Below are 26,191 nucleotides of genomic sequence, written 5' to 3'. Positions count from 1 at the left end.
CGACTGCCGATCCCGGCCGTCGAAGCGGCGGCGCCGAAATGGCGCCGCCCTCTCCGACCCGCCGATCAGAAGAAGCCGAGCTTCTTCGGGCTGTAGCTGACCAGGAGGTTCTTGGTCTGCTGATAATGATCGAGCATCATCTTGTGGGTCTCGCGACCGACACCCGACTGCTTGTAGCCGCCGAACGCCGCATGGGCGGGATAGGCGTGGTAGCAGTTGGTCCAGACACGGCCGGCCTGGATCGCCCGGCCGAAACGGTAGCAGCGGTTGGCATCGCGGCTCCAGACGCCGGCCCCGAGGCCGTACAGGGTGTCGTTGGCGATCTCGAGCGCCTCCTCGTCGTTCTTGAAGGTGGTGACCGAGACCACCGGGCCAAAGATCTCCTCCTGGAAGATCCGCATCTTGTTGTGGCCCTCGAACACGGTCGGCTTGACGTAGAAGCCGCCGGCGAGATCGCCGCCGAGCTCGGCACGTCCGCCGCCCGCCAGCACCTTGGCGCCCTCCTGCTTGCCGATGTCGATGTAGGACAGGATCTTCGCCAGCTGCTCGCCGGAGGCCTGCGCACCGATCATGGTGGCAGCATCGCGCGGGTCGCCCTGCTTGATCGCGGCGACGCGCTTCAAGGCCCGCTCCATGAAGCGGTCGTAGATGTCGGCATGCACCAGCGCCCGGCTCGGACAGGTGCAGACCTCGCCCTGGTTGAGCGCGAACATGACGAAGCCTTCGATCGCCTTGTCGAAGTAATCGTCGTCCTCGGCGGTGACGTCGTTGAAGAAGATGTTCGGCGACTTGCCGCCCAGCTCCAGCGTCACCGGAATGAGGTTCTGGCTGGCATATTGCATGATCAGCCGGCCCGTCGAGGTCTCGCCGGTGAAGGCGATCTTGGCGATGCGCGGGCTGGAGGCCAGCGGCTTGCCGGCCTCGAGGCCGAAGCCGTTGACGATGTTCAGCACGCCGGGCGGCAGGATGTCGGCGATGATCTCGGCCCAGACCATGATCGAGGCCGGAGTCTGCTCGGCGGGCTTGAGCACCACGCAATTGCCGGCGGCGATCGCGGGCGCGAGCTTCCAGCAGGCCATCAGCAGCGGGAAGTTCCAGGGAATGATCTGGCCGACCACGCCGAGCGGCTCGTGGAAATGATAGGCGATGGTGTCGTGGTCGATCTCGCCGATGGAGCCTTCCTGGGCGCGGACGACGCCGGCGAAATAGCGGAAGTGATCAATGGCGAGCGGGATGTCGGCGGCGCGGGTCTCACGGATCGGCTTGCCGTTGTCCCAGGTCTCGGCGATGGCGAGACGCTCGAGGTTCTCTTCCATGCGATCGGCGATCCTGTTGAGCATGATCGCGCGTTCCACGACGCTGGTCCGTCCCCAGGCGCCCTTGGCCGCATGCGCCGCATCGAGCGCGGCCTCGATGTCCTGCGCGTCGGAGCGCGCGATCTTGCAGACCACCTGGCCGTTCACCGGCGAGGTGTTGTCGAAATATTTGCCGGACTTCGGCGCGACGAATTTGCCGCCGATGAAGTTGTCATAGCGTTCGGCAAAGGGAATTTTGGTGACGTTGAGGAATTCAACCTTGTTCATTGATCACTCCCGTTGATTGCTGTTTGCGCAATTCGTCGCGTGATCGCGACTTGCGCGGACGATGATGCGGGAGGTGTTTTTTGTCAGCCCGGAGGAAAGCGATGGCGGAGCGGACCTGTCGCAGTTCTGCGACAGTCGTAGGGCGAGGCCGTGCGAGATTGAGTGCTCGGAGCATCCACAGCGTCATTGCGAGCGCAGCGAAGCGATCCAGAGTCTATCCGCGGAAAAAAATCTGGATTGCTTCGCTGCGCTCGCAATGACGATTGGGGAGACAGCCCGGCTCAGTGGTTCAGGTCGAACCGCTTGAGCTTTCTGTGCAGCGTGGCGCGGCTGACGCCGAGGGCCTTGGCGGCCGCCGAGACGTTGCCGCCGGCGCGGAGCAGAGCCCGTTGCACCACCGCGCGCTGACCGCCGGCAAGATGATCGTGCGCGCTGTCGCCGCCGAGCAGGTCGGCTGCCGGCACGGGCTGCAGCGGCCGGCCGGGAGCAATTCCAAGCGCCGCCCGCGCGGAGCGGGTCGCGCCGATCACGAGATCGTCCGCATCGACCGCGACGAGACCTCCGCATTGGCCGTCGGCGGCTTGCGTCAGCACGATGCGGGCATGGGCGAACGCCCTGCGAAACAGGTCGGCTTCGATACGCTTGGCCGCCTCGCCTGCCGCGAGCGCGATCAGGTTGGAAAACGCATCTGTCCGGTCGGCCCGGCATGAGGAGACGTCGAGCACGCCCGCGAGTGCCGCCTCATGATCGTAGATCGGAACGGCGGTGCAGCTCAAAAGCGTGTTGCGGGTGAAGAAATGCTGGTCGCGGTCGATCGTCAGCGGACGCTGCTCGACCAGACAGGTGCCGATGCCGTTGGTGCCCTCGTGCTCCTCGCTCCAGATCGCACCGGTCCACAGGCCCCAGGACTGAAACGTCGCGTCGTCTGCCGGCGTGCCGCGACGGTCGACCGGCACGCCCTCCCCGTCGGCGAGCAGCACGCAGCAGCCGCTCGCGCCGACGGCCTGGTAGAGCCTGTCCATCGCGCCTTGCGCGGCGGCCAGCAGCGGCGCGACACGGTCGCGGACCAGGTGCAGCTCAGCTTCGGTCAGCCGCAACGGCGACGTGCGGCCGCCGGGATCGAGGTGATGTAATCTGGACGAACGGCGCCACGAGGCCACAAGCGCGGATCTTGCCGCCTGGCCTGACGCGATAGCGGCCTCGACACGGGCCGCGTGATGCCGGGGCATTGACCCATTCATCACAGTTTCCTCCGGATGACAGACTAGAACGTGCCGGCGCTGCCCGCTTGATCTGCGTCAACTTCAGAAGAGCGCCGCCACAAGCCATGAGCCCGCCACGGCGCGGCCGTCAAGACAGCCGGCGGGTTCCAGACTTACGACCTTCGCAGGAGCAAGGGCCCCATCGACCGGATTTCGGCAGCGGCTTTCGTGTCGTTTTCGAGCTTTGCGGAAAACGCTACTTCGCCGGGATCATCCGAACGAGATCGCGCGGATTGACGTAGTCGAGCTGGAAGCGCGCCCGCTCGTCCAGCATGTCGGGGTCGATCCGCTCGGACCGCAGCAGCGACACCCGCTGCTCGCTCCTGGTGCGCTCACGCTTGAGCTGGGCCAGCTCGCTGGTCAGGGCGATGATCTCCTGGTCGAGTTCCTGGCGGGCGTTGAGGCCGTATTTGCCGGTGTAGGCGTTGACGCCGAAATAGCCGACGATGGCGGCCGCCATCGCGTAGAGGGCAAGGCCGGTCAGGATCGATTTCAGGCGCGCGCGGGAGACCATCCTGCGAAGATGGGACAGGTTGGTTAAGGGAGTGCTAACCTGGAGCAAGCCGTCATTCCGGGACGATGCGCAGCATCGAACCCGGAATCTCGAGATTCCGGGTTCGGCTCTTCGAGCCGCCCCGGAATGACACCACATGCCTCAGCCGTGGTGCTTCGCGACGTGCGCCGCGAAGGCGTCGATATAGGCCTGGAGCACGGGCTTGAGCGACTCCTTGGTCAGATTCCCGCCGGCATCAAAAGCGTCGCCGACCGCGTTCAGATAGATCTCTGGCTGCTGCATGATGGGGCCGGCGATGCCCGGCAGGATGTTCTGCAGCGTCTTGGCGGCGCTGACGCCGCCGAGCGGTCCCGGCGAGTTGGAGACGATGCCGACCGGCTTGCCGTTGAACGAGCTCTTGCCGTAGGGGCGCGAGGCCACGTCGATGGCATTCTTCAGCACGCCCGGGATGGCGCGATTGTATTCGGGCGTGACGAACAGGACACCATCCGACTTCTGGAGCTTGTCGCGGAAGGCCAGCCAGTCGGCGGGCGGCGCACCCTCGAGGTCCTGGTTGAAGAACGAGATGCCCGCCGGCGTGATGACCTCAAGCTTGAGGGTATCAGGCGCGAGCTTGGCCAGGGCGTTGGCGATCTTCAGCGAGAAGCTCTCCTTGCGCAGGCTGCCGGCGATAACGACGATATTGTAGGCCATGAGGTGTCCTTGAAACCTTGAGGAAAGTGCCGGGCGGCACTTAAGCGACCTGATGCAGTGGATGCAAGTGCATGAACCGGCGCGATTTGGAAACGCTGTGTTTCGCGAAAGCAGATGGTCCGGCCAGTCAGCGTAGCCCGGATGGAGCGTAGCGCAATCCGGGACCGGCGCGGCTTGGCAAGACCCCGGATTAAGCTGCGCTCCATCCGGGCTACAAATCGGGGCTCTTGGCTTAGCTCCAAAACAAATCAGGCCGCCCGAAGGGCGGCCTGATTTTTCGTGCAAATCCTGGTTCCGATCAGATCGTCGGATTCCACGCCGACGGGATCAGGCGATATTTGGCGCCGTCCTTCTCGACATGGCCGACCGACGGGAAGGTGAAGTGGAAGCCGATCACTGTCGCCTTCTCCGCCACCGCCATGTCGTAGAACTTGTGACGCGTCTCCTGCGCCAGCGCGGGGTCGGCGTCAAACATCACGTGCCAGTCCGGATTGCGAAGGAAGAATTCCGGAATGTTGGTGACATCGGACTGGATCAGCACCTTGGCATCGCCCGAGGCGACCGCGAACGAGGTGTGGCCCGGCGTATGGCCCGGGGTTGCGATCGAGGTGATGCCCGGCGCGACCTCCTTGCCCCACTCGAACTTGGTGACCTTGGACTCGAGGCCGGCAAAGGTCTTCTTCACGTTGGCGAAATAGTTCTTCATCATCGGATTGGACTCGGCCTTGGCGGCGTTGTCCGCGCTGGTCCAGAACTCCCAGTCCTTGCCCGGCACCATGATCTCGGCATTGGGGAATGCGAGCCCGCCGTCCGCAAGGCGAATGCCGTTGGTGTGATCGGGGTGCAGATGCGACAGCAGCACGACGTCGATGTTCTTGGGATCGACGCCGGCGGCCTGGAGGTTCTGCAGGGTACGCCCCACGGCGCCCTTGCTCGCCTCGAAATTCGCAATGCCGTTGCCGGTGTCGATCAGGACCAGCTTGGAGCCGGTGTTGATGAGTTGCGGGTTGAACGGCACCGTGACCATGCCCTTCGGCATGTAGGCCGCCTCGCCGGCCGCCAACGCTTCGTCCTTCGACAGATTGGCGACGAACTTGTCCGGCATCGGGAATGTGCGCGCACCGTCATTGATCGAGGTGCACTCATAGCTGCCGACCTTGTAGCGATAGAAGCCCGGCGCCTGGGTCCCGGCTTGCTGCACTGCGGCCTTGGCGGTGATAGGTCCAAGCCCGGTCGCGGCGGCCGCACCGAGGGCGGCGGCGCCAGCGAGCAGATGACGGCGATTGAGATCGGTCATGGAGATGTCCCCTTCTGAGCCCTTGCGGTTTTCCGCATTCAAATGGCGGCGGAATAATCCGCCGCTGGGCTCAGAAGGCAAGACCTTCTTTCGGTGACGCGCCGCCGCGCGTCACGATTATTTATTTGGGTTGATGAGGAATTTTTCGCCGGTGGCGCGTTTGGCGTAGACGGCGATATTGGCGGGATCGAGCACCTCGGTCAGCGACACCACCTTGGTGTAGTGGCTGGCGAAGGTGGTCTTGAGCTCGGACGCGACGCGCTGACGCAGCCGGCCGATCTCGGCCGGACCGATCTTCTGCAGGAACGGCGTCAGCAGCCAGCCGCCGACGCCCCAGGTCAAACCGAACGACCGGCTCAATTCGGTCGGACGGTTGTCCAGGCTGCCGTAGATGTAGATCTGCTTGTACACGTTGGAGCCGTAGCGGCTGTATTCCTTCGCGGTCTTGTTGGCCGCGACTTCCATCGCGGTCAGAATCTGGCTGGCCAGCTTGCCGCCGCCGATGGCGTCGAAGGCGATCGTGGCGCCGGTCTCGACCAGCGCATTGGTGAGATCATCCGTAAAGCTCGGCGCGCTGGAATCGACAATGTGCTTGGCGCCGATCTTGCGCAGGATGTCGGCCTGCTCCTTGCTCCTGACGATGTTGACGAGGCCGATGCCGTCCTTGATGCAGATCTTGTTGAGCATCTGGCCGAGATTGGACGCAGCGGCCGTATGCACGAGCGCCTTGTGGTTCTCCCGCCGCATCGTCTCGGTCATGCCGAGCGCGGTCAGCGGATTGACGAACCAGGACGCGCCGTCCGCGGCCGTGGTGCCCGCCGGAAGCTCCATGACGTCGCGGACCTTGAGCACGCGATATTGCGTGTACATGGCGCCGCCGATCATCGAGACGGTCTTGCCCATCAACGCCTTCGCCGCGTCCGACGATCCGGTCCGGATCACCGTGCCGGCGCCCTCGTTGCCGACCGGCAGCGACTGGTCGAGCCGGGCTCCCATCAGCCGCATCGCGGCCTCCGGCATCGTCGCGGTGATGACCGGCATCTCCTTCGTGCCCGAGGCCTTGGCGGCCGACATGTCGGCCGGCCCGATCAGGAGGCCGAGGTCGGAGGGGTTGATCGGCGTCGCCTCGACGCGAACGACGACCTCGTCGTCGGCCGGCTCCGGCGTCGGGACATTGACGAGAGACAATTCCAGCTCGCCGCTCTTCTTGAGCAGCGAATGCAGTTGCAGTCCGGATGTGCCGTCGCTCATGTCGATCCTCCCCTGTCGTCTTGTCGCGTGTGGAAGCGCTGGCTTATGCCAGCGCCTTCAGTGCCGCCTTGCCGCCGTACAGCGCCTGCTTGCCGAGCTGCTGCTCGATGCGCAGGAGTTGATTGTATTTGGCGGTGCGATCGGACCGCGCAAGGGAGCCGGTCTTGATCTGACCGCAATTGGTGGCGACCGCGAGGTCGGCGATGGTGGAATCCTCGGTCTCGCCCGAGCGGTGCGACATCACCGAGGTGTAGCCGGCCTTGTGCGCCATCTCGACGGCGGCGAGCGTCTCGGTCAGCGTGCCGATCTGGTTGACCTTGATCAGGATCGAGTTGGCGCGGCCGGTCTTGATGCCGTCGGCAAGGCGCTTGACGTTGGTGACGAAGAGGTCGTCGCCGACGAGCTGGCACTTCTTGCCGATGAGGTCGGTGAGCTCCTTCCAGCCATCCATGTCGTCTTCCGACATGCCGTCCTCGATGGTGACGATCGGATAGCGCGAGACGAGATCGCCGAGGTACTTGGCCTGCTCGGAGATCGAGCGGGTCTTGCCCTCGCCCTCATAGACGTATTTGCCGTCCTTGAAGAATTCGGTCGAGGCGCAATCGAGGCCGAGCACGATGTCGCTTCCCGCCTTGAAGCCGGCCTTGCCGATCGCGTTCATGACGAATTCCAGCGCAGCGTCGGCCGACGGCAGGTTCGGCGCGAAGCCGCCCTCGTCGCCGACATTGGTGTTGTGGCCGGCCTTCTTCAATTCCGACTTCAGCGTGTGGAAGACCTCGGCGCCGTAACGCAGGCCCTCGGCGAAGGACGATGCGCCGACCGGCAGGATCATGAACTCCTGGAAGTCGATCGGATTGTCGGCATGCACGCCGCCATTGATGATGTTCATCATCGGTACCGGCAGCAGGCGGGCCGAGGTGCCGCCGACATAGCGGTAGAGCGGCATGTCGAGCGAATTGGCGGCCGCCTTGGCGCAGGCCAGCGAGACGCCGAGGATGGCATTGGCGCCAAGCCGGCTCTTGTTCGGCGTGCCGTCAAGGTCGATCATGATCTGGTCGATCTGGGCCTGCTGCTCGGCATCAAGGCCGCTCAGGGCCTCGAAGATCTCGCCGTTGACAGCGCCGACCGCCTTGGAGACGCCCTTGCCGAGATAGCGGGCCTTGTCATTGTCGCGCAGTTCCACCGCCTCGTGGGCGCCGGTGGAGGCGCCCGACGGCACCGCGGCGCGGCCGAGCGCACCATCTTCCAGCACGACATCGACCTCGACGGTGGGATTGCCCCGGCTATCCAGGATTTCGCGGCCGATGATGTCGATGATGGCGGTCATGAGAGCCTCATTTCGAGAAACAAAGGGGGGCAGTTGGCGGTGCTTCTACCGCAATGCATCGAAGTGGAAAAGGCCGGGTGACGGCCGGCGGATGATTGGCTAAGAGGGCCGCTCCGGAGGCGGCCTCATGTCGAAAAAACCCAGCAAATCGAAGAACTCAAGCCTGGACCCGGCTGCCCTGCAGCTCGGCCATGCCGTGGAATGGCCGGATGCGCCCGAAAAGGCCCAGCTCGACCGCGTGCCCAATCCGCAAAAAGGCACGGACTATCTGGTGCGTTTCACAGTGCCGGAATTCACCTCGCTCTGCCCGGTCACGGGCCAGCCGGATTTCGCGCATCTGATGATCGACTATGCGCCGGGACCGTGGCTGCTGGAGTCGAAATCGCTGAAGCTCTACATCGCGAGCTTCCGCAATCACGGCGCCTTCCACGAGGACTGCACCGTGATGATCGGCAAGCGCATCGCGAGCGAGATCAAGCCGAAATGGCTGCGCATCGGCGGCTACTGGTATCCGCGCGGCGGCATCCCGATCGACGTGTTCTGGCAGACCGGACGGGTGCCGAAGGGAATGTGGGTGCCCGAGCAAGGCGTCGCGCCCTATCGCGGACGGGGCTAGCGTCTCTCAACTTCGAGGATTCCGCCAACTGATGGAGGCCTCCAGTGAGACTACGCGAGGTCCCATGACTTGAGACCGATCAGCGCGGCTCAGCCGCGCGCATCCGCCGGCGCTCGCTGCTTGAGCAGCCGGGCACAGACGAAGCCCAGCACCACCATGATCCCTGCGCTTGCGAACAGGGTCGGCATCTTGCCGGCATGCTGGAGGCCGAAGCCGTAGGCGAGCGGCCCCACGGTCTGTCCCATGAAGAAGAAGAACGAATGCAGCGACAGCGCTGTAGCGCGCGCCTCGACCGAGAGCTCGCTGGCGAAGACCTGCAGGCAGCCATGGGCGATGTAGAAGCCCCAGCCCATCACGATGAGGCTTAGCGCCTGCACTTCCCAGCGCGGACCGAAGGCGACGGAGACGAGCTGCGAGGCGACCAGCGCCATGCCGGAGATCATCATGCCCTTGACGCCGAGCCAGGGCAGCAGCCGCGAAACCGTCAGCGTGTAGAACAGGCCGCCGACCGCAAAGCCTGCGATGACGATGCCGGCGATCGACAGCGAGGTCTGCCCGAGTTCGAACAGGAACGAGGCGATGTAGGGAAACAGGCCGAGCACGCAGCAGCCTTCGATGAACACCGCCGAATAGCAGACATAGGCGTTCGGATTGGTGAAGATGGTGCGATAGCCGGCCTTCAGCGCCGACAGGCTCGTCTTCGGCGGATGCTGGACCTTGGCGCCGTGAAAGCCGGCGGCGACCGCGATCGAGGCGGCGATGACGAGCGCGCCGAGCACCGCCAGCACGCCGCGCCAGCCGAGGAAGTCGCCAATCAGGCCGGAGGCCGAGGCGCCGAGCAGATTGCCGGTCATCGCGCCGGCAAGGGTCCGGCTGATCGCGACCTGGCGCTTCTCGGGGCCGACGAGATCGCTGGTCAGGCTGAGCGCCACCGGAAACACGCCGCCCGAGCCGATGCCGGCTAGGATGCGGGTCGCGAACAGAACCGAGAACGAGGTCGAGAAGGCGCCGAGAATGTTGGCAAGACCCAGCAGCGCGAGGCAGCCGATCATGAGCCGCGTCTTGCCGAACAGGTCGGCGGCGGCGCCGACGATCGGCTGGATGATCGAGAAGGTGAAGGCGAACACCGCGGCAAAGCCCGCGGCGGTCGCGATGCTGACGCCAAAGTCCTCGGCGACATGCGGCAGCACCGGATCGAGCGCACGCGCCGACAAGGCTGCGGCAAAGCTTGCGCCCGATATGACGTAGAGCGCTGTCGGCAAGCCGTGATCGGGCGGCCGCGCCTCGCCTTCCTGCATCAGCGCGGGTTCTTTGCCAGCGCGTCGAACGCCATCAGCCTTGCAATCAGGCCCTCGAACTCTCGCAGCGGCACCATGTTGGGGCCGTCCGACGGCGCGCTGTCGGGATCGGGATGGGTCTCGATGAAGACGCCGGCAACGCCTACGGCGACGGCCGCGCGCGCCAGCACCGGCACGAATTCGCGCTCGCCGCCCGAGGAGGCCCCCTTCCCGCCCGGCTGCTGCACCGAATGGGTGGCGTCGAAGATCACCGGCGCGCCGGTGGTGCGCGCCATGATCGGCAGCGCGCGCATGTCGGAGACCAGCGTGTTGTAGCCGAAGGAGGCGCCGCGCTCCGTGACGAGCACGTTGGGATTGCCGGCGGTGGTGATCTTGGTCACCACATTGGTCATGTCCCAGGGCGCCAGGAACTGCCCCTTCTTGACGTTGACGACCTTGCCTGTCGCGGCCGCGGCGAGAAGCAGATCGGTCTGACGGCACAGGAAGGCGGGAATCTGCAGGATGTCCACGGCCTGCGCAACGTCGGCGCATTGCGTGGCCTCGTGCACGTCGGTCAGGACAGGCAGGCCGAGCGAGGCGCGGATCTCGGCGAAGATCGGCAGCGACTGCGCAAGGCCGAGGCCGCGCTGCGCCGCCGCGCTTGTGCGGTTGGCCTTGTCGAACGAGGTCTTGTAGACGAGGCCGATGTTCAGCCGCGCCGCGATCTCCTTCAGCGCGGAGGCCACCTCCAGCGCATGCTGGCGGCTTTCGAGCTGGCAGGGTCCGGCAATGATCGAGATCGGCAGATCGTTGCCGAATTTGACGTTGCCGATGGTGACGACCGGCGCCGCTGACGTCGAAGAGCTCAAGGCAAATCCCTCGTTTCGGCGCGACCATAGCCTCCGCGAGGGTCGGATCAACCCTATTCGGCCCGGACGGGTCGAATATCAGGGTTGCGCCGGGGCTCCCGGCGCCACCCGTGCGTCGGCAGGCGCCTATTTCACCGCCGAGAAGGCCGTCGGCGTCAGGAGCTGGCTGACGATATTGCCTACGATCTGGCCGTCCGCCTCGCTTTCGGCGCGCGCTTTCATCCAGTCCGGATCGGTCATGAACTTGCCCCACTTCGTCTCGCGCTCGGCCAGCGACTCCCAGGCCAGGAAATAGGTCAGCTCCTGGTTGGATTCACCGATCATCGTGGTGAAGAATCCGGCCTGCTTGATGCCGTGCTTCTCCCAGATCTTCAGCGTGGCTGTCTCAAACCGCTTCAAGAGCGCCGGCAGCCGGCCGGGCACGCAGCGATAGACGCGCATTTCGTAGATCATTCGTTCCTCCAAGTTTCTTGCGCGCCGGTTATAGCGGCTGTCCCCGACGGTGTCTTGAGCGCCGCCCGGCCTCCCCTGCGGCGCTCCGCGCATGGCTTGTGCTTCCTGCGCTGCGCCGGACTCCCGCAATGCTGCCGCAATGATCGGGCCGCTACAAAGGCCGAGCTGCAGTCGAGGTGCCCGTCACATGCGGATTTTGCTGGTCGAGGATGAAGCGGAAATGGCCGACGCGCTGGCCTCGGCGCTGAAGCGCTATGACATGGTGGTGGACCATGCCCCCACGCTCGCCGAGGCGGAGGAAGCCATCTGCGCCGACGTCCACGCCGCGGTCCTGCTCGACCGCCAGCTTCCCGACGGCGATGGCCTTGCCTTGATCCCGAAGCTCCGGGCGCGCGCTGACGGCGTGCCGATCATCGTCCTGACTGCGCGCGGCGAGCTCGCCGACCGCATCGCCGGGCTCGACGGCGGCGCCGACGACTATCTGGCGAAACCGTTCGCGGTCGAGGAACTGCTGGCGCGGCTGCGGGCGGTGCTGCGGCGTCCGGCGGGCCTGTCCCCCGATGTCATCCGCGCCGGCCGCCTTGCCTTCGACCTCGGTCATCGCGAGGCCAGCATCGACGGCACACCGTTCGAGCTGCCGCGCCGCGAGCTCCTGGTGCTCGAAGCCCTGATCCGCCGCATGGGCCGGACCGTGCTGCGCTCGGCGCTGGAAGAAGCGGTCTACAATTTCGACGACGAGATCCAGTCGAACGCGCTCGACACGCATATCTCGCGGCTGCGGCGAAAGCTCGCGGACGCCGACGCAGGGATCGAGATCCACGGCATTCGCGGCGTCGGATATCTCCTCAAGAAGCTGCCGGCCTGAAGAAGCTGACATGAGCAAACACGACGATCCCTATTGCCTGCGCTCGCGGCTGAGCTGGCGCCTGCTCTCGCTCCAGGCCACGATCCTGGTCGCGCTGCTCGCCGTCGTCCTCGCCGGGCTTTGCGCCTCCGGCTTCGTGCTCGCCGAGCGCGATGAGGACCGCGTCATCGATGTCGTCCAGCGTGCGCTCACGCGCGAGGCACAAGGCGGACTGGCTTTGCGCCCGACCACCGAGCTGCAGCAGTTGCGCAACGAGACGCCGGACCTCTGGTTCGTGGTGCGCGACCGGCAGGGCCGCTCGCTCAGCGAAGGCACCGTGCCGGCCGAGTTCGCCGCGATCGGCAACGGCCTCGACCAGATCAGCCAGGCGCGGCTCGGCTGGCAGATGTTCGAGGACGATCCGCGCAAGCCGGCGGCGCGGCTGAAGCGGGTCGATACCGATGCCGGCAATGTGCAGGTCATCACCGCGACGCAAGGACGGCTGACCGGCGCCAAGGCGCTGTTCATGACCTCCCTTGCGTTCCTCGGCATCGCCCTGCCCGGCCTGTTGCTGATGGGAACGGCGACCTTCATCGCGACACCGATGATCGTGCGGCGCGCGTTCAGGGGGCTCGATACCGCGGCGGACGAAGCCCGTCGCATCGATATCCACCAGCGCGGCGCGCGGCTTCCGGTGGAGCGCATTCCTCTGGAAGTCGTGCCGCTGGTGACCGCGATCAACGACGCGCTGGCACGGCTCGACCAGGGCTATGCCCGCCACAAGCGCTTTGTCGCCGACGCCGCACACGAGCTGCGCACACCGATCGCGATCCTGAACACCCGGCTGGAGTCGCTCGGGCCCGGCCCGGACAAGACCCGCCTGCTCGAGGATGCCGCGCGGCTTGCGACGCTTGCCGAGCAATTGCTCGACATCCAGCGGCTCGACCGCTGCGGCCATCCCTTCACGCGCCTCAATCTCGTGGCGGTTGCGCAAAGCGTCGCCGCCGACCTCGCGCCGCTGGCGATCGCGGCCGGCTACGAGCTGGCCCTCGATGCGCCGGCAACACCGATCGAGACGATCGGCGATGCGGCGGCGCTGGAGCGCGCGCTGACCAATCTCGTGCAGAACGCGATCCAGCACGGTCCGCGCCGCGGCACAATCGGAATTCGCGTCTTCAGTCCCGCAAGCATCGAGGTCACGGATGAAGGCGCCGGCATCCCCGCCGATCAGCGCGAGCAGGTGTTCGAGCCGTTCTACCGGCTGACGCCGCTCGATCGCGGGGCCGGCCTCGGCCTCAACATGGTGCGCGAGATCGTGCAACTGCATGGCGGCCACGTCTCGGTGGCGGATGGACCGGAGGGCGGCGCCTGCTTCCGGATGACGCTGCCGCCGGTCCGACAGGTTTGATTCAATCCGCATCCGCTTTGGGTAGCGCAATGCTGTCGCAATGCGCCTTCGCAACACTGCATCCGTCTCACCTCTGATCTCAGGAGGTGCAAACCAAGATGCCGGAGTGCGCATGCCCAACGATTTTCTTTCGTTCTTCCTGTCCTGGATGTCGTCACCACGTCGGGTCGGCGCCGTCGCGCCATCGGGTGCGGCGCTGGCCGACCTCATCACGCGCGAGATCAGCGCATCGACGGGTCCGATCCTCGAGCTCGGTCCCGGCACCGGCGCGTTCACCTACAAGCTGCTCAAGCGCGGCGTGCGGCCCCAGGATCTCACGCTGATCGAATACGGCTCCGACTTCATGAAGTTGCTGCAGATGCGCTTTCCCGGTGCGCGCGTGCTGTGGATGGACGCAGGGCGGCTCACGACAGAGCGCCTCTATGACGGCGCACCGGTCGGCGCGGTCGTGAGCGGCCTGCCGCTGCTCAACATGAGCAGGCGCAAGGTCATCTCGATCCTCAGCGGCGCTTTCAGCTATCTCCGCCCCGGTGGCGCCTTCTACCAGTTCACCTATGGGATGAGCTGCCCGGTGCCGCGGCCCGTGCTCGACCGGCTCGGCCTGCGCGCCAAGCTCGTGGATCGCGCCCTGCTGAACGTACCGCCCGCCGCCGTCTACCGGCTGACGCGGCGGCCACAGATGAAGCTGATCACGGGATCGCTCGCGCCTGAATCATCAGCGCGGGTGGCGCCGGAGCCGGTGCATCACGCGCGCGACTACTCGGCCGCGCGCTGAACCATTACACCAGCCGGCTCTGCACCATCGCCGCCTGGATGAACGAGGCGAACAGCGGATGCGGCTCGAACGGCCGCGACTTCAGCTCGGGGTGGAACTGGACGCCGATGAACCAGGGGTGATCCTCGTACTCGACGATCTCCGGCAGCACGCCGTCGGGCGAGAGGCCCGAGAATTTCAAACCGTGCTGCTCGAGGCGATCCTTGTAGGCGGTGTTGACCTCGTAGCGGTGGCGGTGGCGCTCGGAAATCTCCGTGGCGCCGCCATAGACCTGCGAGACGCGGCTGCCGCGATTGAGCGCGGCGGGATAGGCGCCGAGGCGCATCGTGCCGCCGAGGTCGCCTGCCTGCGAGCGCTTCTCGAGCTCGTTGCCGCGCAGCCATTCCGTCATCAGGCCGACCAGGGGCTCCTTGGTCGGGCCGAACTCGGTGGAGTTGGCGTCCTCGATGCCGACGAGATTTCGCGCGGCCTCGATCACCGCCATCTGCATGCCGAAGCAGATGCCGAAATACGGCACGTCGCGTTCGCGCGCGAACTGCGCCGCCCTGATCTTGCCTTCGGCGCCGCGCTGGCCGAAGCCGCCGGGCACCAGGATGCCGTTGACGTGTTCGAGGAACGGCGCCGGATCTTCCTTCTCGAAGATCTCGCTCTCGATCCAGTCGAGATTGACCTTCACCTTGTTGGCGATGCCGCCATGCGAAAGCGCCTCGATCAGCGACTTATACGCATCCTTCATGCCGGTATATTTGCCGACGATGGCGATGGTGACGTTGCCTTCGGGATTGCGGATGCGCTCGTTGATCTGGTTCCAGCTCTTGAGCACCGGCGGGATGCGCGATTCGATGCCGAAGGCGGCGAGCACTTCGTCGTCGAGACCCGCATTGTGATAGGCCTCGGGCACGGCATAGATGCTGTCGGCGTCGCGTGCCTCGATCACGGCGCTCTCGCGCACGTTACAGAACAGGCCGAGCTTGCGGCGCTCTTCCTTCGGAATCTCGCGGTCGGTGCGGCACAACAGGATGTCCGGCTGGATGCCGATCGAGCGCAGCTCCTTCACGGAATGCTGCGTCGGCTTGGTCTTCAATTCGCCGGCGCTCGGGATGTAGGGCAGCAGCGTCAAGTGGATGTAGATGGCGTGGTCGCGCGGCAGCTCGTTCTTGAGCTGGCGGATCGCCTCGAAGAACGGCAGGCCCTCGATGTCGCCGACAGTGCCGCCGATCTCGACCAGCACGAAGTCGTAGTCGTCATTGCCTGACAGCACGAACTCCTTGATGGCGTTCGTGACGTGCGGAACCACCTGGATGGTCGCGCCGAGATAATCGCCGCGGCGTTCCTTGGAGATGATGTCCTGGTAGATGCGCCCCGTGGTGATGTTGTCCTGCTTGGTCGCAGGCCGGCCGGTGAAGCGCTCGTAGTGACCGAGATCGAGATCGGTCTCCGCGCCGTCATCGGTCACGAACACTTCGCCGTGCTGATACGGCGACATCGTTCCGGGATCGAGGTTGAGATAGGGGTCGAGCTTGCGGAGGCGGACCTTGTAGCCCCGGGCTTGCAACAGCGCACCGAGTGCTGCTGAAGCCAGACCCTTGCCGAGCGAAGAAACCACGCCGCCGGTGATGAATATGTACCGCGCCATGGGACCTAACCTCTAATCCCTCGAATTCGATTCGCCAAAGCGATTCGTATTCCGCCCCAAAGATTCTGCGGGCCTGTGGGTGAGCCAAAACTAAGAGTGGTGACAGTGCCTTGATGGGGATTGTTGATGCAGGACGGTAGCCACCGGCCTGCATGGCCCCCCTGCTTTATTGCGAGCGCGGCACCTGCGGGCCGCTCGGAGCCGGCGCTTGCTGCTGCTCGTCGGCCTTCTTAAGCGAATCCAGGATGCCGCCGGAGGTCGGCGGCGCGAGCGGCGATCCGCCGGCCGGCTGACCCTGGGATGCCGGGGTGCCGATGATCGACGACGGCGCACGGCTGTAGCCGGCATGCCATGACAGGAACAGGCTGGTCAGGAAGAAGCCCGCCGCGAGCACCGCGGTGGTTCGCGTCAGCAGATTCGCGGTGCCGCGGCTCGACATGAAGCCGGCGCCTCCGCCCATGCCGAGGCCGCCGCCTTCCGACTTCTGAAGCAGGACGGCGCCGATCATGACGGCGACGATCATGAGGTGGATGACGATGACAACGGTCTGCATGGTGTCCTTCCGTCACAAGCGGGCGGCGCCTGACGGCGGCCGATCGCGCTTCGCGGGTTTTCCTGAAGTTGCGCGGTGTTACACGATCGGAGGGGGCAATGCCACCCCCGATCGGGCCCGGTCCCCGCGGTTTGGACCTGGCGAACGCCAGTGCCCTAGCTAGGGGCAGCCCTTGGCGATCGCAAGGAAATCGGCCGCCTTCAGGCTGGCACCGCCGACCAGCGCGCCGTTGACGTTCTTCACGGCCATCAGCTCGGCCGCGTTCGAGGGCTTGACCGAGCCGCCATAGAGGATCCGCATCCTAGCCCCATCGGCCTTGAACCGGGAGGTCAGGAGCTCCCGGATAAACCCATGAATCTGCTCGACATCCTTGGCCGTGGGGGTCAAGCCGGTGCCAATCGCCCAGACCGGCTCATAGGCTACGACGAGATTCCCGGCCGTCGAGGCGTCGGGCAGCGAGCCCGCGAGCTGGCCGCGCAGAATGTCCAGGGTCTGGCCGGCGTCGCGCTGGGCCTGGGTTTCCCCGATGCAGACGATGGCGGTGGCGCCGGCGCGCCAGGCCGCTTCAGCCTTCTGGCGGATCAGAACATCGCCCTCGCCATGGTCGGCGCGGCGCTCGGAATGGCCGACGATGATGGCCGCCGCCCCGCCATCCACCAGCATTTCCGCCGATATATCGCCGGTATGGGCGCCGGAGGCCTTGGGATGGCAATCCTGGGCTCCGACCGCGACCTTTTTGCCCCGCGCCTTCTCGGCAAAGGCCGCAATCAGGGTCGCGGGCGGGCACACCAGCAGGTCGGCCTTGGCGGCCACATCTGCCGCGCCGCCGAGCATGGCGTCGAACTCGGCAGCCTGGGCCTTCAGGCCGTTCATTTTCCAGTTGCCGGCGATCAGGGGACGGATGTCGGTCATGTCAATTCCCAGCAAAATGAGGTTGGCGGATGCGCTAGCAGAGGACCTGCCGCAGTTCCAGATTCTTGTTTTGACGCGCTTTCCCGCCGCGAACCGGGGTCCGATCCGCGCGAAAACGCGCCGGGGCCTTTAACCGCAGCCGCAAGCGGACGCAGGAGCCGAGGTTGCGGGGGGAAAGCCGCCACTTTATGATGATCTTTCAATTTGGTGACGCGCTTCTGCGGAATCTGCATTAAGACGCGCTCCCGTTCCCCTCCTGCTCAAACAAGTTGGACCAAATGCTTCGAGGAATGCGCAAGGCCTCATCAAACTGGGTCGGCAAGACCATTATGGCCATCGTAATGGGCGTGCTGATCATCAGTTTCGGCATTTGGGGCATTGCCGACATCTTCAAGGGCTTCGGGCAGTCCACGGTGGCCAAGATCGGCGGCACCGAGATTTCGCTGAATGAGTTCCGCCAGATCTACACCGACCGCCTGCAGCAGATCAGCCGCCAGTTCGGCCGTCCGCTGACCCCCGACCAGGCCCGCGCCTTCGGCCTCGACCGCCAGGTGCTGCAGCAGACGATCGCGGAAGCCGCCCTCGACGAGGAAGCGCGCCGGCTCGGGCTCGGCCAGTCCGACGACCAGATCCGCCAGGTCATCATGAACGACCCCAACTTCAAGGGCGTCGGCGGCAATTTCGATGCGAACCGCTTCCAGGGGATGATCCGGAATTTCGGCTATACCGAGCAGCGCTACGTCGCCGAGCAGCGCAAGGTCTCGCTGCGCCGTCAGATCACCGGCACGATCGGCGCCGGCCTCGAGCCGCCGAAGGCGATGCTCGACGTGCTGACGCGCTTCCAGAACGAGCAGCGCAGCATCGAATTCGTCAGGCTGGACGCGGCCCAGGCCGGCACCATCGACCCGCCCTCGCCCGAAGCGCTTGCCGCCTATTTCGAGGATCACAAGGTCCAGTTCCGCGCGCCCGAATATCGCAAGATCTCCTTCGTCGTGGTCTCGCCGGAAGAAATCGGCAAATGGAGCGAGGTGTCGGACGAGGACGCCAAGAAGCTGTTCGAGCAGCGCAAGGATCGTCTCGGCACGCCCGAGAAGCGCCAGATCCAACAGATCGTATTCCCGAATGCTGCCGAGGCGCAGACCGCGCGCGAACGCCTTGCCGCCGGGACCTCGTTCGAGGACCTCGGCAAGGAGCGCGGGCTGAGCGCCTCGGATGTGGACCTCGGCCTCGTGACCAAGTCCTCGCTCGATGCCACGGTCGGCGAAGCCGCCTTTGCGCTTCCCGCCGGCGAACTCAGCCAGCCGATTCAGGGCGCGCTCGGCACCTCCATCGTGAAGGTCGACAAGATCGAGCCGGGCGCCCCGGCCGACTATGCGAAGCTTGCCGGCGACATCAAGCGCGAGATCGCTACTGAGCGCGCGCGGGTCAAGGTCAACGACCTCCGCGACAAGATGGAAGACGAGCGCGGTGGCGGCGCCAGCGTGATCGACGCGGCGCAGAAGCTCGGCCTCACCGCCGTGACCATCGAGTCCGTCGACCGCTCCGGCCGCGCTCCGAACGGCCAGCCGGTCGCCAATATCCCGGTGGGACTCGATGTGGTGTCGCAGGCCTTCAACACAGATGTCGGCGTCGACAACGACTCGATCTCGTTCAAGGGCGGCTATGCCTGGTACGACGTGCTGGCCATCACGCCTTCGCGCGACCGCAATCTCGACGAGGTCCGCGACCAGGTCGAGGCGCGCTGGCGCCAGGACCAGATCGCCACCAAGCTGAAGGCCAAGGCGACCGAGATCGTGCAGAAGCTCGAAGGTGGCGGCAAGCTCGCCGACGAAGCCACGGCGATCGGCGCCAAGGTCGAAACGGCGAACGGCTTCAAGCGCGACGACACGCCGGCGAGCGTGCCCGCTGCGGTCGTGTCCGCCGCCTTCCGCGTCGCCAAGGACGGCGTCGGCCAGACGCCGGTGACCGGCGGCACCGAGGTGATCGTGTTCCGCCTCACCGACATCGTCGATCCCGCCGTCGATGCCGCGTCCGAAGCGGTCAAGAAGCTGAAGGAAAGCATCGACCGTGCCCAGACGGAGGAGCAGGTTGCGTCCTACGTCAACAAGCTTGAAACCGACATCGGGACCACCATTAATCAGGCCGCCTTCGCGCAGGTGACCGGCGCGAACCAGTGAGTTGAAAGCACGCGATGGACGACCTGAAATCGATCATTGGAAAAGTGGCGACCGGCGCCAGCCTGTCGCGTGAGGAAGCGGCTTCCGCCTTCAACGCCATGATGTCAGGCGAGGCCACGCCCTCGCAGATGGGCGGCCTGTTGATGGCGCTGCGCGTGCGCGGCGAGACCGTGGACGAGATCACCGGCGCGGTTGCGGCGATGCGCTCGAAGATGCTGAGCGTGACGGCCCCGCCTGATGCCGTCGACATCGTCGGCACCGGCGGCGACGGCTCGGGCTCGGTCAACGTCTCGACCTGTGCCTCCTTCATCGTCTCGGGCGCCGGCGTGCCGGTGGCCAAGCACGGCAACCGCGCGCTGTCGTCGCGCTCGGGTGCCGCCGACGTGCTGGCTTCGCTCGGCGTGAAGATCGACCTCCGGCCCGACCAGGTCGGCCGCTGCGTGCGCGAATGCGGCATCGGCTTCATGTTCGCGCCCGCCCACCATCCCGCCATGAAGAACGTCGGCCCGACCCGGGTCGAGCTCGCGACGCGCACGATCTTCAACCTGCTCGGTCCCCTCTCCAACCCGGCCGGCGTGAAGCGGCAGATGGTCGGCGTGTTCTCGCGGCAATGGGTGCAGCCGCTGGCGCAGGTGCTGAAGAACCTCGGCTCCGAATCCGCCTGGGTGGTGCACGGCTCCGACGGTCTCGACGAGATCACCCTCACCGGCCCGACCTTCGTCTCCGCGCTCCACAATGGCGAGATCCGGAATTTCGAGGTGACGCCCGAGGACGCCGGCCTGCCGTGCTGCGAGGCCGCTGCCCTCAAGGGCGGTGACGCCGACGCCAATGCGATCGCGCTGCAGAGCGTGCTCGACGGCAAGCCCAGCGCCTATCGCGACGTCGCTCTGATGAACGCCGCCGCCGCGCTGGTGGTGGCCGGCCGCGCCAAGGACCTCAAGGAAGGCGTCGCGCTCGGCACCAGGTCGATCGACGGCGGCGCGGCCAACGCCAAACTGAAGCATCTGATCGCGGTCTCGAACGGCTGAGCCTGACATGTCGGACATCCTGACCAAGATCGAAGCCTACAAGCGCGAAGAGATCGCCGCCGCCAAGCGCGCGCAGCCGCTGTCGGCGGTCGAGGCGAAAGCCAAGGCGCAAGCCGCTCCGCGCGGCTTCGTGCGGGCAATCAAGGCCAAGCACGCCAATGGCGACTTCGCGCTGATCGCAGAGGTGAAGAAGGCCTCGCCGTCGAAAGGGTTGATCCGCGCCGATTTCGACCCGCCCGCGCTCGCGAAAGCCTATGAGGCGGGTGGCGCGGCCTGTCTGTCGGTTCTGACCGACACGCCCTCGTTCCAAGGCCATCTCGATTTCATGGTGGCCGCGCGCGCGGCGACGGCGCTCCCCGTGCTGCGTAAGGATTTCATGTTCGACACCTATCAGGTGGCGGAGGCCCGCGCACATGGCGCCGACTGCATCCTGATCATCATGGCGGCGCTGGACGATGCCACGGCGATAGACCTCGAGGACGCCGCGATTGCCTACGGCATGGACGTGCTGATCGAGATCCACGATCGCGCCGAGCTCGACCGGGCGCTGAAGCTCCGCTCGCCGATGATCGGCGTCAACAACCGCAATCTGCGCACCTTCGAGACCACGCTCGCAACCAGCGAAGCGTTGGCACCGCTGATCCCGCGGGAGCGTCTGATGGTCGGCGAGAGCGGCATCTTCACGCCCGCCGATCTCGCCCGGCTCGAGCGCGTCGGCATGTCGACCTTCCTGGTCGGCGAGAGCCTGATGCGGCAGGCCGACGTCACCGCGGCCACGCGCACGCTGCTCGCGCGCGAGACCGACGCGCGTGCGACTGGTACGCGCTGACATGGCGCGTAAAGCTTCGAAGACCGGCCCCGTGAAGACCAGCCCCGTGAAGACCAAGGCCGGCGCCGCCCTCACCCATATCGGGGCCTCCGGCGAGGCGCGCATGGTCGACGTCTCGGACAAGCCGGCCACCGAGCGTCTCGCGGTCGCGGAAGGCCGCGTCATCATGACCAGGGCAACGCTCGATCTGATCGTGTCGGGCAACGCCAAGAAGGGCGACGTGCTCGGCACGGCCCGCATCGCCGGCATCATGGCCGCCAAGCGCACCTCCGAGCTGATCCCGCTCTGTCATCCGCTCGCGCTGTCGAAGGTGACTGTCGACATCGAGCCCGACGCCAGGCTGCCGGGCTGCGTGGTGCGTGCCAGCGTCAAGGTGACGGGACCGACCGGCGTCGAGATGGAGGCCCTCACCGCGGTATCGGTGGCCTGCCTCACCATCTACGACATGATCAAGGCGGTCGAACGCGGGGTGCGTATCGAGGGCATCCAACTAATCGAGAAGCTCGGCGGCAAGTCCGGCCATTATCGCGCCTGACCGGCGCTATTTCAGCGCCGAGCTGATCGATGTGAATTTCGTGTTCAGCCTGGTGCCCAGACCGTTGATCACGGTGATGATGGCAAGCGCGATGCCCGCGGCGATCAGACCATATTCGATTGCCGTCGCGCCACGCTCGTCGGCGAGGAAGTTCTTCAAAGTGTTTTTCATCGTTGTCCTCTCGATGTCCCGGCAACGTGCTCGCAAATCACGTGCCAATGCCCGCGCAAGCCTCGCCAACACCTTAGATGGTTAAGCCTTCCTTGATCGCGACCTGACCGGCAGGAATTGACCGGCAACGCCAGCGCTTCCGGCAATTTCTGCATGTATCGTCATGGATGTTTTGCGTCCCGCATATCGATTGCATTCGTGCTCGGCGGTTCACATCGCGTTAACCGCGCTTCCTAACTTCGCCTCCACACCGTTCCCGTAAACCGACGGATGCTATCGGGGCCAAGAATTGACCCTGGTGTGCGCAGGCAATGATCCAGCATGATGACGAGATTCGGCAGTCGCCTCTTTGACCAGGCCTTCGTGCGCAGCGGACCGATCCGCTGGCTGGTGGTGGGCGGCACGCTGCTTATCGCGGCCATCGCCATCGGCTCCGTCCTGATGGCGCAGAATTTCCGCGAGCGAGCGCTGCGCAACTCCGGCCGTGAGCTGGAGAACACCGTGCTGATGCTCGCCCATCATTTCGATCAGCAATTGCAGGACTTCGCGGTCATCCAGCGCGACTTCGTCGATCACGTGCGTGCGATTGGCATCACCAGCGTCGAGGATTTCCGCAAACGCCTTTCCGACCAGAGCGTCCACCAGATGCTGCGATCGAAGATCGAGGCTCTGCCTTATATCGGCGGCGTCAACATCATCGACGCCGAAGGCAATCTGATCAATTCATCGACGGCATGGCCGGTCCCCAAGGCCAACATGGCCGACCGCGCCTATTTCCGCACCTTCAAATACGATCCCAACGCGCCGGATGTCCTGATCGAGCCGCTGCACAGCCGGATCTCGGGCGCGTGGACCATCCTGGTGGCCCGTAAGCTCGTCGGCCCGAACGGCGAGTTCCTGGGCGTGGTCGGACGCGGCATCGAGCCCGCCAATTTCGAGAAATTCTTCGCCTCCGTCGTGCTCGGCGAAGGCGCGACGATCTCGATGCTGCATCGGGACGGTACGCTGCTCGCCCGCTACCCTCATGCCGGCGAATTGATGGGGCGGAATTTCAAGACCGGATCGTTCGCGCAACAGAGGGTCTTCGGCCTCGATCATTTCGCCGGGCGCTTCACGAGCCCGGTCGACGGAGAAGACCGGCTGATCTCCTCGCGCGCCCTGCCCCATTTCCCGATCCTGATGATGGCCACCACGACGCGCGCGGCGGCCCTGACCGACTGGCGCGAGCAGATCGGCATGCTGATCTCGGTCGCCGGCGCTTCGGCGCTCGCCATCGCGGGCGTGCTGATCGCGGTCGTACGCAAGCTGCTGGAGCAGCACCGCGCCTCGCGCGAGCGGCTGACGCTGGAGAAGCAGCGGCTCGACCGCGCCGTCAACAACATGACGCAAGGCCTTTTGCTGTTCGACGCCGAGCAGCGGATGGTGGTCTGCAACCAGCGCTATATCGAGATGTACGGACTGTCGCCCGAGGTCGTGAAGCCCGGCTGCAGCTTCCACGACATCATCGCCCATCGCAAGGAGACCGGCTCGTTCACCGGGAATGTCGATGCCTACGTCGCGTTGGTCCTGAAGGACATCCACGTCCGCAATTCCATGGTCGTCGACACCGCAGACGGCCGCTCGATCCACATCCTGAACGAGCCGCTCGCCGACGGCGGCTGGGTCGCGACCCACGAGGACATCACCGAACGCCGCCGCATCGAGGAGCGCATCACCCACCTCGCCCATTACGACGCGCTGACCGACCTGCCGAACCGCGCCATGTTCCACGAACATCTGCGCACGGAGCTGGCCGCCGTCGGCAACGGCGAAGAGATCGCGGTGCACTACATCGACATCGACGAGTTCAAGGGCGTCAACGACGCACTCGGCCACCTCGTCGGCGACGAGCTGTTGAAGTCGGTGGCCGCGAGCCTACGACGCTGCGCGGGCCCGGCGGATTTCGTGGCGCGCCTCGGTGGCGACGAATTTGCCATCGTCCAGAGCGAGGTGACCTCGCGCGACCAGGTCGACGAGCTCGTCGCCCGGGTCTTCGAGGCCATCCGCGCCCCGTTCGACTGCATGGGCCATCATCTCACCGCCGACGCCAGCGTCGGCATCGCGCTCGCACCCGAGCACGGCATGGTGCTCGACCAGATCCTCAAGAACGCGGACATGGCGATGTACGCCGCCAAGTCAGCCGGACGCCGCACCTATCGCTTCTTCGAGCCGGAGATGGACGCCAAGGTGCGCGAGCGGCGGCAGCTCGAGAGCGACCTGCGCCACGCCATCGCCCGAGGGGGCAACCATGGCGGTCTCGAGGTCTATTACCAGCCCTGCCTCAGCCTGAAGGACGACCGCATCACTGGCTGTGAGGCGCTGGTGCGCTGGCGCCATCCGGTGCGCGGCATGGTCTCGCCGGCGGAGTTCATCCCGATCGCGGAAGACACCGGCCTGATCAACGAGATCGGCGAATGGGTGCTGGCGACCGCTTGCCGGGACGCCGCAAATTGGCCGGACGACATCCGTCTCGCCGTCAACGTCTCGCCGGTGCAGTTCAAGAGTGGGACGCTGGCCCTGAAGATCATGGCGGCGCTCGCCGCATCGAACCTGCCGGCGAGCCGGCTGGAGCTCGAGATCACCGAGGCGGTGCTGATCCGCGACGACGATGCCGCGCTCACCATCCTGCACCAGCTCCGGGCCATCGGCGTGCGCATCGCGCTCGACGATTTCGGCACCGGCTACTCGTCGCTGAGCTACCTGCACCGCTTCCCGTTCGACAAGATCAAGATCGACCGCTGCTTCGTCGACGACATCGCCGGACCCGACGGCTCGGCCAGCATCGTGCAGGCCGTCGTCAACCTGGCCGCTGCGCGACGCATGACCACCACGGCCGAGGGCGTCGAGACCGAGGAGCAGCAGCGCCTGCTGCGCGCGCTCGGCTGCTCGGAGATGCAGGGCTACCTGTTCAGCGCAGCCAAGCCCGCCGACAAGGTGCTGGAGCTGTTCGCGCTGCATCGTAGCCGGCTCGCCCAGCGGGATGGCAAGGAAGGCCGCCGCCGCGAGGCCGGCTAGGATTTCGGCCGACCGCCGTCAGGCTTGACGAGCACGGCCGCCCAACCTATTCCTCATTCTGCAGCGGCCGAAATGGCGCTGCCGTAGGCGTTACCGTCATCCAACGCGTCCTTTGTCGAGAGGATCCCAGCAGGGAGTTCTCGATTCACGAGACGCCACGGTCATGCCATCACTCCTCTCAGCGGATGCTCACCCGTTCAAGACGACCAAGCCGGCACGCACGCGCCGCGCTGACGGCCGTCTTGCCGGATCGCGCGTCGTGAGGTCTGGAACATCGCCGTGGCCTTTCTCAATCGAAAGGCACCACCATGAAGATGATTGGCAACACGATCCTCGTCACCGGCGGCACCAGCGGCATCGGCCGCGCGCTGGCCGAGGCGTTCCACAGCCGCGACAATCGCGTCATCGTAACGGGACGACGGCAGGCCCTGCTCGATCAGATCATGGCCGAACGGCCCGGCCTGATCGGCCTGCCGCTCGACATTGACGATCCCGCAAGCTTGCAACGCCTGTCGGGCCGGATCCGCGAGGAATTCCCCGAGCTCAACGTGCTGATCGCCAATGCCGGCATATCGCGGCCCGAAGACATGACGGCCGACGCGTGGGACGCCTCGGATGCGGAAGCGATCGTCAACACCAACATCCTGGGCGTGCTGCGCACGACAGCGGCGCTGTTGCCGATCCTGAAGCGGCAACCGGGCGCCACGATCATCGCAACCAGCTCGAACCTCGCCTTCGTGCCGCGCGCGGACTTTCCGACCTACTGCGCCAGCAAGGCGTTCCTGCATTCCTGGCTGCAGTCGCTGCGCCACCAGCTTCGCAAGCGCCCCGTCGCGGTGCTGGAGCTCGCACCGCCCTATGTCCAGACCGAGCTGACCGGCGCGCAGCAGGCCAGCGACGCGCGCGCCATGCCGCTGGCGGCCTACGTCGCGGAGGTCATGCAATTGCTGGAGCTGGGGGTCCACCCCAACGGCGAGGTGCTGGTGGAGCGTGACCGCGCCCGGCGCTGGGCCGAGCGCGACGGCCGCTACGAGGTGACCTTCGCGGCCATGAACCCGGGCTGAGCCGCACTCAAACAAAATCGCCCGGGAGCGGTGATCCACTCCCGAGCGATTGTCTGGACGTCG

Annotated in this window: 24 protein-coding genes; 10 read left to right on the top strand and 14 right to left on the bottom strand. The window is 65.7% G+C overall.

Features of this window, described 5'->3' with window-relative positions:
• Positions 1–65: 65 nt before the first annotated feature.
• The 7 genes from adh to eno form a co-directional block, all read right to left on the bottom strand.
• Positions 66–1,583 carry an aldehyde dehydrogenase gene (adh, locus tag QRQ56_RS05495; RefSeq protein ID WP_438738165.1) on the bottom strand — a complete coding sequence of 506 codons (1,518 nt, stop codon included), beginning with the start codon at positions 1,581–1,583 and terminating at the stop codon, positions 66–68.
• Between the two features lie 281 nt (positions 1,584–1,864).
• Positions 1,865–2,824 carry a GAF domain-containing protein gene (locus QRQ56_RS05490; protein ID WP_438738163.1) on the bottom strand — a complete coding sequence of 320 codons (960 nt, stop codon included), beginning with the start codon at positions 2,822–2,824 and terminating at the stop codon, positions 1,865–1,867.
• Between the two features lie 217 nt (positions 2,825–3,041).
• A complete protein-coding gene (locus tag QRQ56_RS05485; protein ID WP_247558303.1) occupies positions 3,042–3,359 on the bottom strand; it encodes an FtsB family cell division protein in 318 nt (105 codons plus the stop codon).
• A 141-nt stretch (positions 3,360–3,500) separates the two neighbouring features.
• Entirely contained in the window at positions 3,501–4,052 is a 552-nt protein-coding gene (locus QRQ56_RS05480) for an NADPH-dependent FMN reductase (protein WP_438738161.1), read from the bottom strand.
• A 298-nt stretch (positions 4,053–4,350) separates the two neighbouring features.
• Positions 4,351–5,349, bottom strand: coding sequence for an MBL fold metallo-hydrolase (locus QRQ56_RS05475; protein ID WP_438738160.1), 999 nt, complete (start codon positions 5,347–5,349; stop codon positions 4,351–4,353).
• Positions 5,350–5,466: 117 nt separating this feature from the next.
• Positions 5,467–6,600, bottom strand: a complete 1,134-nt coding sequence (locus QRQ56_RS05470; RefSeq protein WP_438738159.1) for a zinc-binding dehydrogenase — start codon at positions 6,598–6,600, stop codon at positions 5,467–5,469.
• Positions 6,601–6,643: 43 nt separating this feature from the next.
• Positions 6,644–7,927 (bottom strand): phosphopyruvate hydratase, encoded by a 1,284-nt coding sequence (gene eno, locus QRQ56_RS05465; protein ID WP_438738158.1) that lies wholly within the window; start codon positions 7,925–7,927, stop codon positions 6,644–6,646.
• Positions 7,928–8,054: 127 nt separating this feature from the next.
• Here eno and queF point away from each other — a divergent pair, with 127 nt between their 5' ends.
• Positions 8,055–8,543: a preQ(1) synthase gene (gene queF, locus QRQ56_RS05460; protein ID WP_438738157.1), complete on the top strand. Its 489-nt coding sequence runs from the start codon at positions 8,055–8,057 to the stop codon at positions 8,541–8,543.
• Positions 8,544–8,632: 89 nt separating this feature from the next.
• Here queF and QRQ56_RS05455 read toward each other — a convergent pair whose 3' ends face one another.
• The 3 genes from QRQ56_RS05455 to QRQ56_RS05445 all read right to left on the bottom strand — a co-directional run bounded on the left by QRQ56_RS05455 (position 8,633) and on the right by QRQ56_RS05445 (position 11,142).
• Positions 8,633–9,841: an MFS transporter gene (locus tag QRQ56_RS05455; protein WP_438738155.1), complete on the bottom strand. Its 1,209-nt coding sequence runs from the start codon at positions 9,839–9,841 to the stop codon at positions 8,633–8,635.
• Complete coding sequence (gene kdsA, locus QRQ56_RS05450) at positions 9,841–10,689, bottom strand: 3-deoxy-8-phosphooctulonate synthase (protein WP_438738154.1); 849 nt, start codon at positions 10,687–10,689, stop codon at positions 9,841–9,843. The genes QRQ56_RS05455 and kdsA overlap by 1 nt, the downstream gene beginning before the upstream one ends.
• Positions 10,690–10,815: 126 nt before the next feature.
• On the bottom strand, positions 10,816–11,142 hold the full coding sequence (locus QRQ56_RS05445) for an NIPSNAP family protein (RefSeq protein ID WP_438738153.1): 327 nt from the start codon (positions 11,140–11,142) through the stop codon (positions 10,816–10,818).
• Between the two features lie 187 nt (positions 11,143–11,329).
• Between QRQ56_RS05445 and QRQ56_RS05440 the strand changes: the two genes are divergently transcribed.
• From QRQ56_RS05440 to QRQ56_RS05430, 3 genes are all read left to right on the top strand, one after another.
• Complete coding sequence (locus QRQ56_RS05440) at positions 11,330–12,007, top strand: response regulator (RefSeq protein WP_438738151.1); 678 nt, start codon at positions 11,330–11,332, stop codon at positions 12,005–12,007.
• A 10-nt stretch (positions 12,008–12,017) separates the two neighbouring features.
• Complete coding sequence (locus tag QRQ56_RS05435; RefSeq protein ID WP_438738149.1) at positions 12,018–13,394, top strand: sensor histidine kinase; 1,377 nt, start codon at positions 12,018–12,020, stop codon at positions 13,392–13,394.
• A gap of 112 nt (positions 13,395–13,506) precedes the next feature.
• Positions 13,507–14,169: a class I SAM-dependent methyltransferase gene (locus QRQ56_RS05430; RefSeq protein ID WP_438738148.1), complete on the top strand. Its 663-nt coding sequence runs from the start codon at positions 13,507–13,509 to the stop codon at positions 14,167–14,169.
• Positions 14,170–14,173: 4 nt separating this feature from the next.
• On the opposite strand, the gene QRQ56_RS05425 is transcribed toward QRQ56_RS05430, so the two are convergent.
• From QRQ56_RS05425 to tpiA, 3 genes are all read right to left on the bottom strand, one after another.
• Positions 14,174–15,805: a CTP synthase gene (locus QRQ56_RS05425; protein ID WP_438738146.1), complete on the bottom strand. Its 1,632-nt coding sequence runs from the start codon at positions 15,803–15,805 to the stop codon at positions 14,174–14,176.
• Positions 15,806–15,971: 166 nt separating this feature from the next.
• Positions 15,972–16,358: a preprotein translocase subunit SecG gene (gene secG, locus QRQ56_RS05420; RefSeq protein WP_438738144.1), complete on the bottom strand. Its 387-nt coding sequence runs from the start codon at positions 16,356–16,358 to the stop codon at positions 15,972–15,974.
• 159 nt (positions 16,359–16,517) lie between these two features.
• Positions 16,518–17,270 (bottom strand): triose-phosphate isomerase, encoded by a 753-nt coding sequence (tpiA, locus tag QRQ56_RS05415; RefSeq protein WP_438738142.1) that lies wholly within the window; start codon positions 17,268–17,270, stop codon positions 16,518–16,520.
• A gap of 278 nt (positions 17,271–17,548) precedes the next feature.
• On the opposite strand from tpiA, the gene QRQ56_RS05410 reads away from it, so the two are divergent.
• The 4 genes from QRQ56_RS05410 to moaC are packed head-to-tail and all read left to right on the top strand — an operon-like array spanning position 17,549 to position 21,839.
• Positions 17,549–19,447 (top strand): SurA N-terminal domain-containing protein, encoded by a 1,899-nt coding sequence (locus tag QRQ56_RS05410; protein ID WP_438738140.1) that lies wholly within the window; start codon positions 17,549–17,551, stop codon positions 19,445–19,447.
• 14 nt (positions 19,448–19,461) lie between these two features.
• Entirely contained in the window at positions 19,462–20,475 is a 1,014-nt protein-coding gene (trpD, locus tag QRQ56_RS05405; protein ID WP_438738138.1) for an anthranilate phosphoribosyltransferase, read from the top strand.
• Between the two features lie 7 nt (positions 20,476–20,482).
• Positions 20,483–21,304 carry an indole-3-glycerol phosphate synthase TrpC gene (gene trpC / locus QRQ56_RS05400; RefSeq protein WP_438738135.1) on the top strand — a complete coding sequence of 274 codons (822 nt, stop codon included), beginning with the start codon at positions 20,483–20,485 and terminating at the stop codon, positions 21,302–21,304.
• A gap of 1 nt (position 21,305) precedes the next feature.
• Positions 21,306–21,839: a cyclic pyranopterin monophosphate synthase MoaC gene (gene moaC / locus QRQ56_RS05395; protein WP_438738134.1), complete on the top strand. Its 534-nt coding sequence runs from the start codon at positions 21,306–21,308 to the stop codon at positions 21,837–21,839.
• 6 nt (positions 21,840–21,845) lie between these two features.
• On the opposite strand, the gene QRQ56_RS05390 is transcribed toward moaC, so the two are convergent.
• Complete coding sequence (locus QRQ56_RS05390; RefSeq protein WP_438738132.1) at positions 21,846–22,010, bottom strand: Flp family type IVb pilin; 165 nt, start codon at positions 22,008–22,010, stop codon at positions 21,846–21,848.
• A gap of 321 nt (positions 22,011–22,331) precedes the next feature.
• Between QRQ56_RS05390 and QRQ56_RS05385 the strand changes: the two genes are divergently transcribed.
• Positions 22,332–25,064: a bifunctional diguanylate cyclase/phosphodiesterase gene (locus QRQ56_RS05385; RefSeq protein ID WP_438738130.1), complete on the top strand. Its 2,733-nt coding sequence runs from the start codon at positions 22,332–22,334 to the stop codon at positions 25,062–25,064.
• Between the two features lie 308 nt (positions 25,065–25,372).
• Positions 25,373–26,128 (top strand): SDR family oxidoreductase, encoded by a 756-nt coding sequence (locus QRQ56_RS05380; RefSeq protein WP_438738127.1) that lies wholly within the window; start codon positions 25,373–25,375, stop codon positions 26,126–26,128.
• Positions 26,129–26,191 lie beyond the last annotated feature (63 nt).

The sequence above is a fragment of the Bradyrhizobium sp. U531 genome, assembly GCF_051710265.1.
Taxonomy (GTDB): Bacteria; Pseudomonadota; Alphaproteobacteria; order Rhizobiales; family Xanthobacteraceae; genus Bradyrhizobium.
The sequence above is the reverse complement of the archived record's forward strand: the minus strand, read 5'-3'. Positions and strand labels throughout refer to the sequence as shown.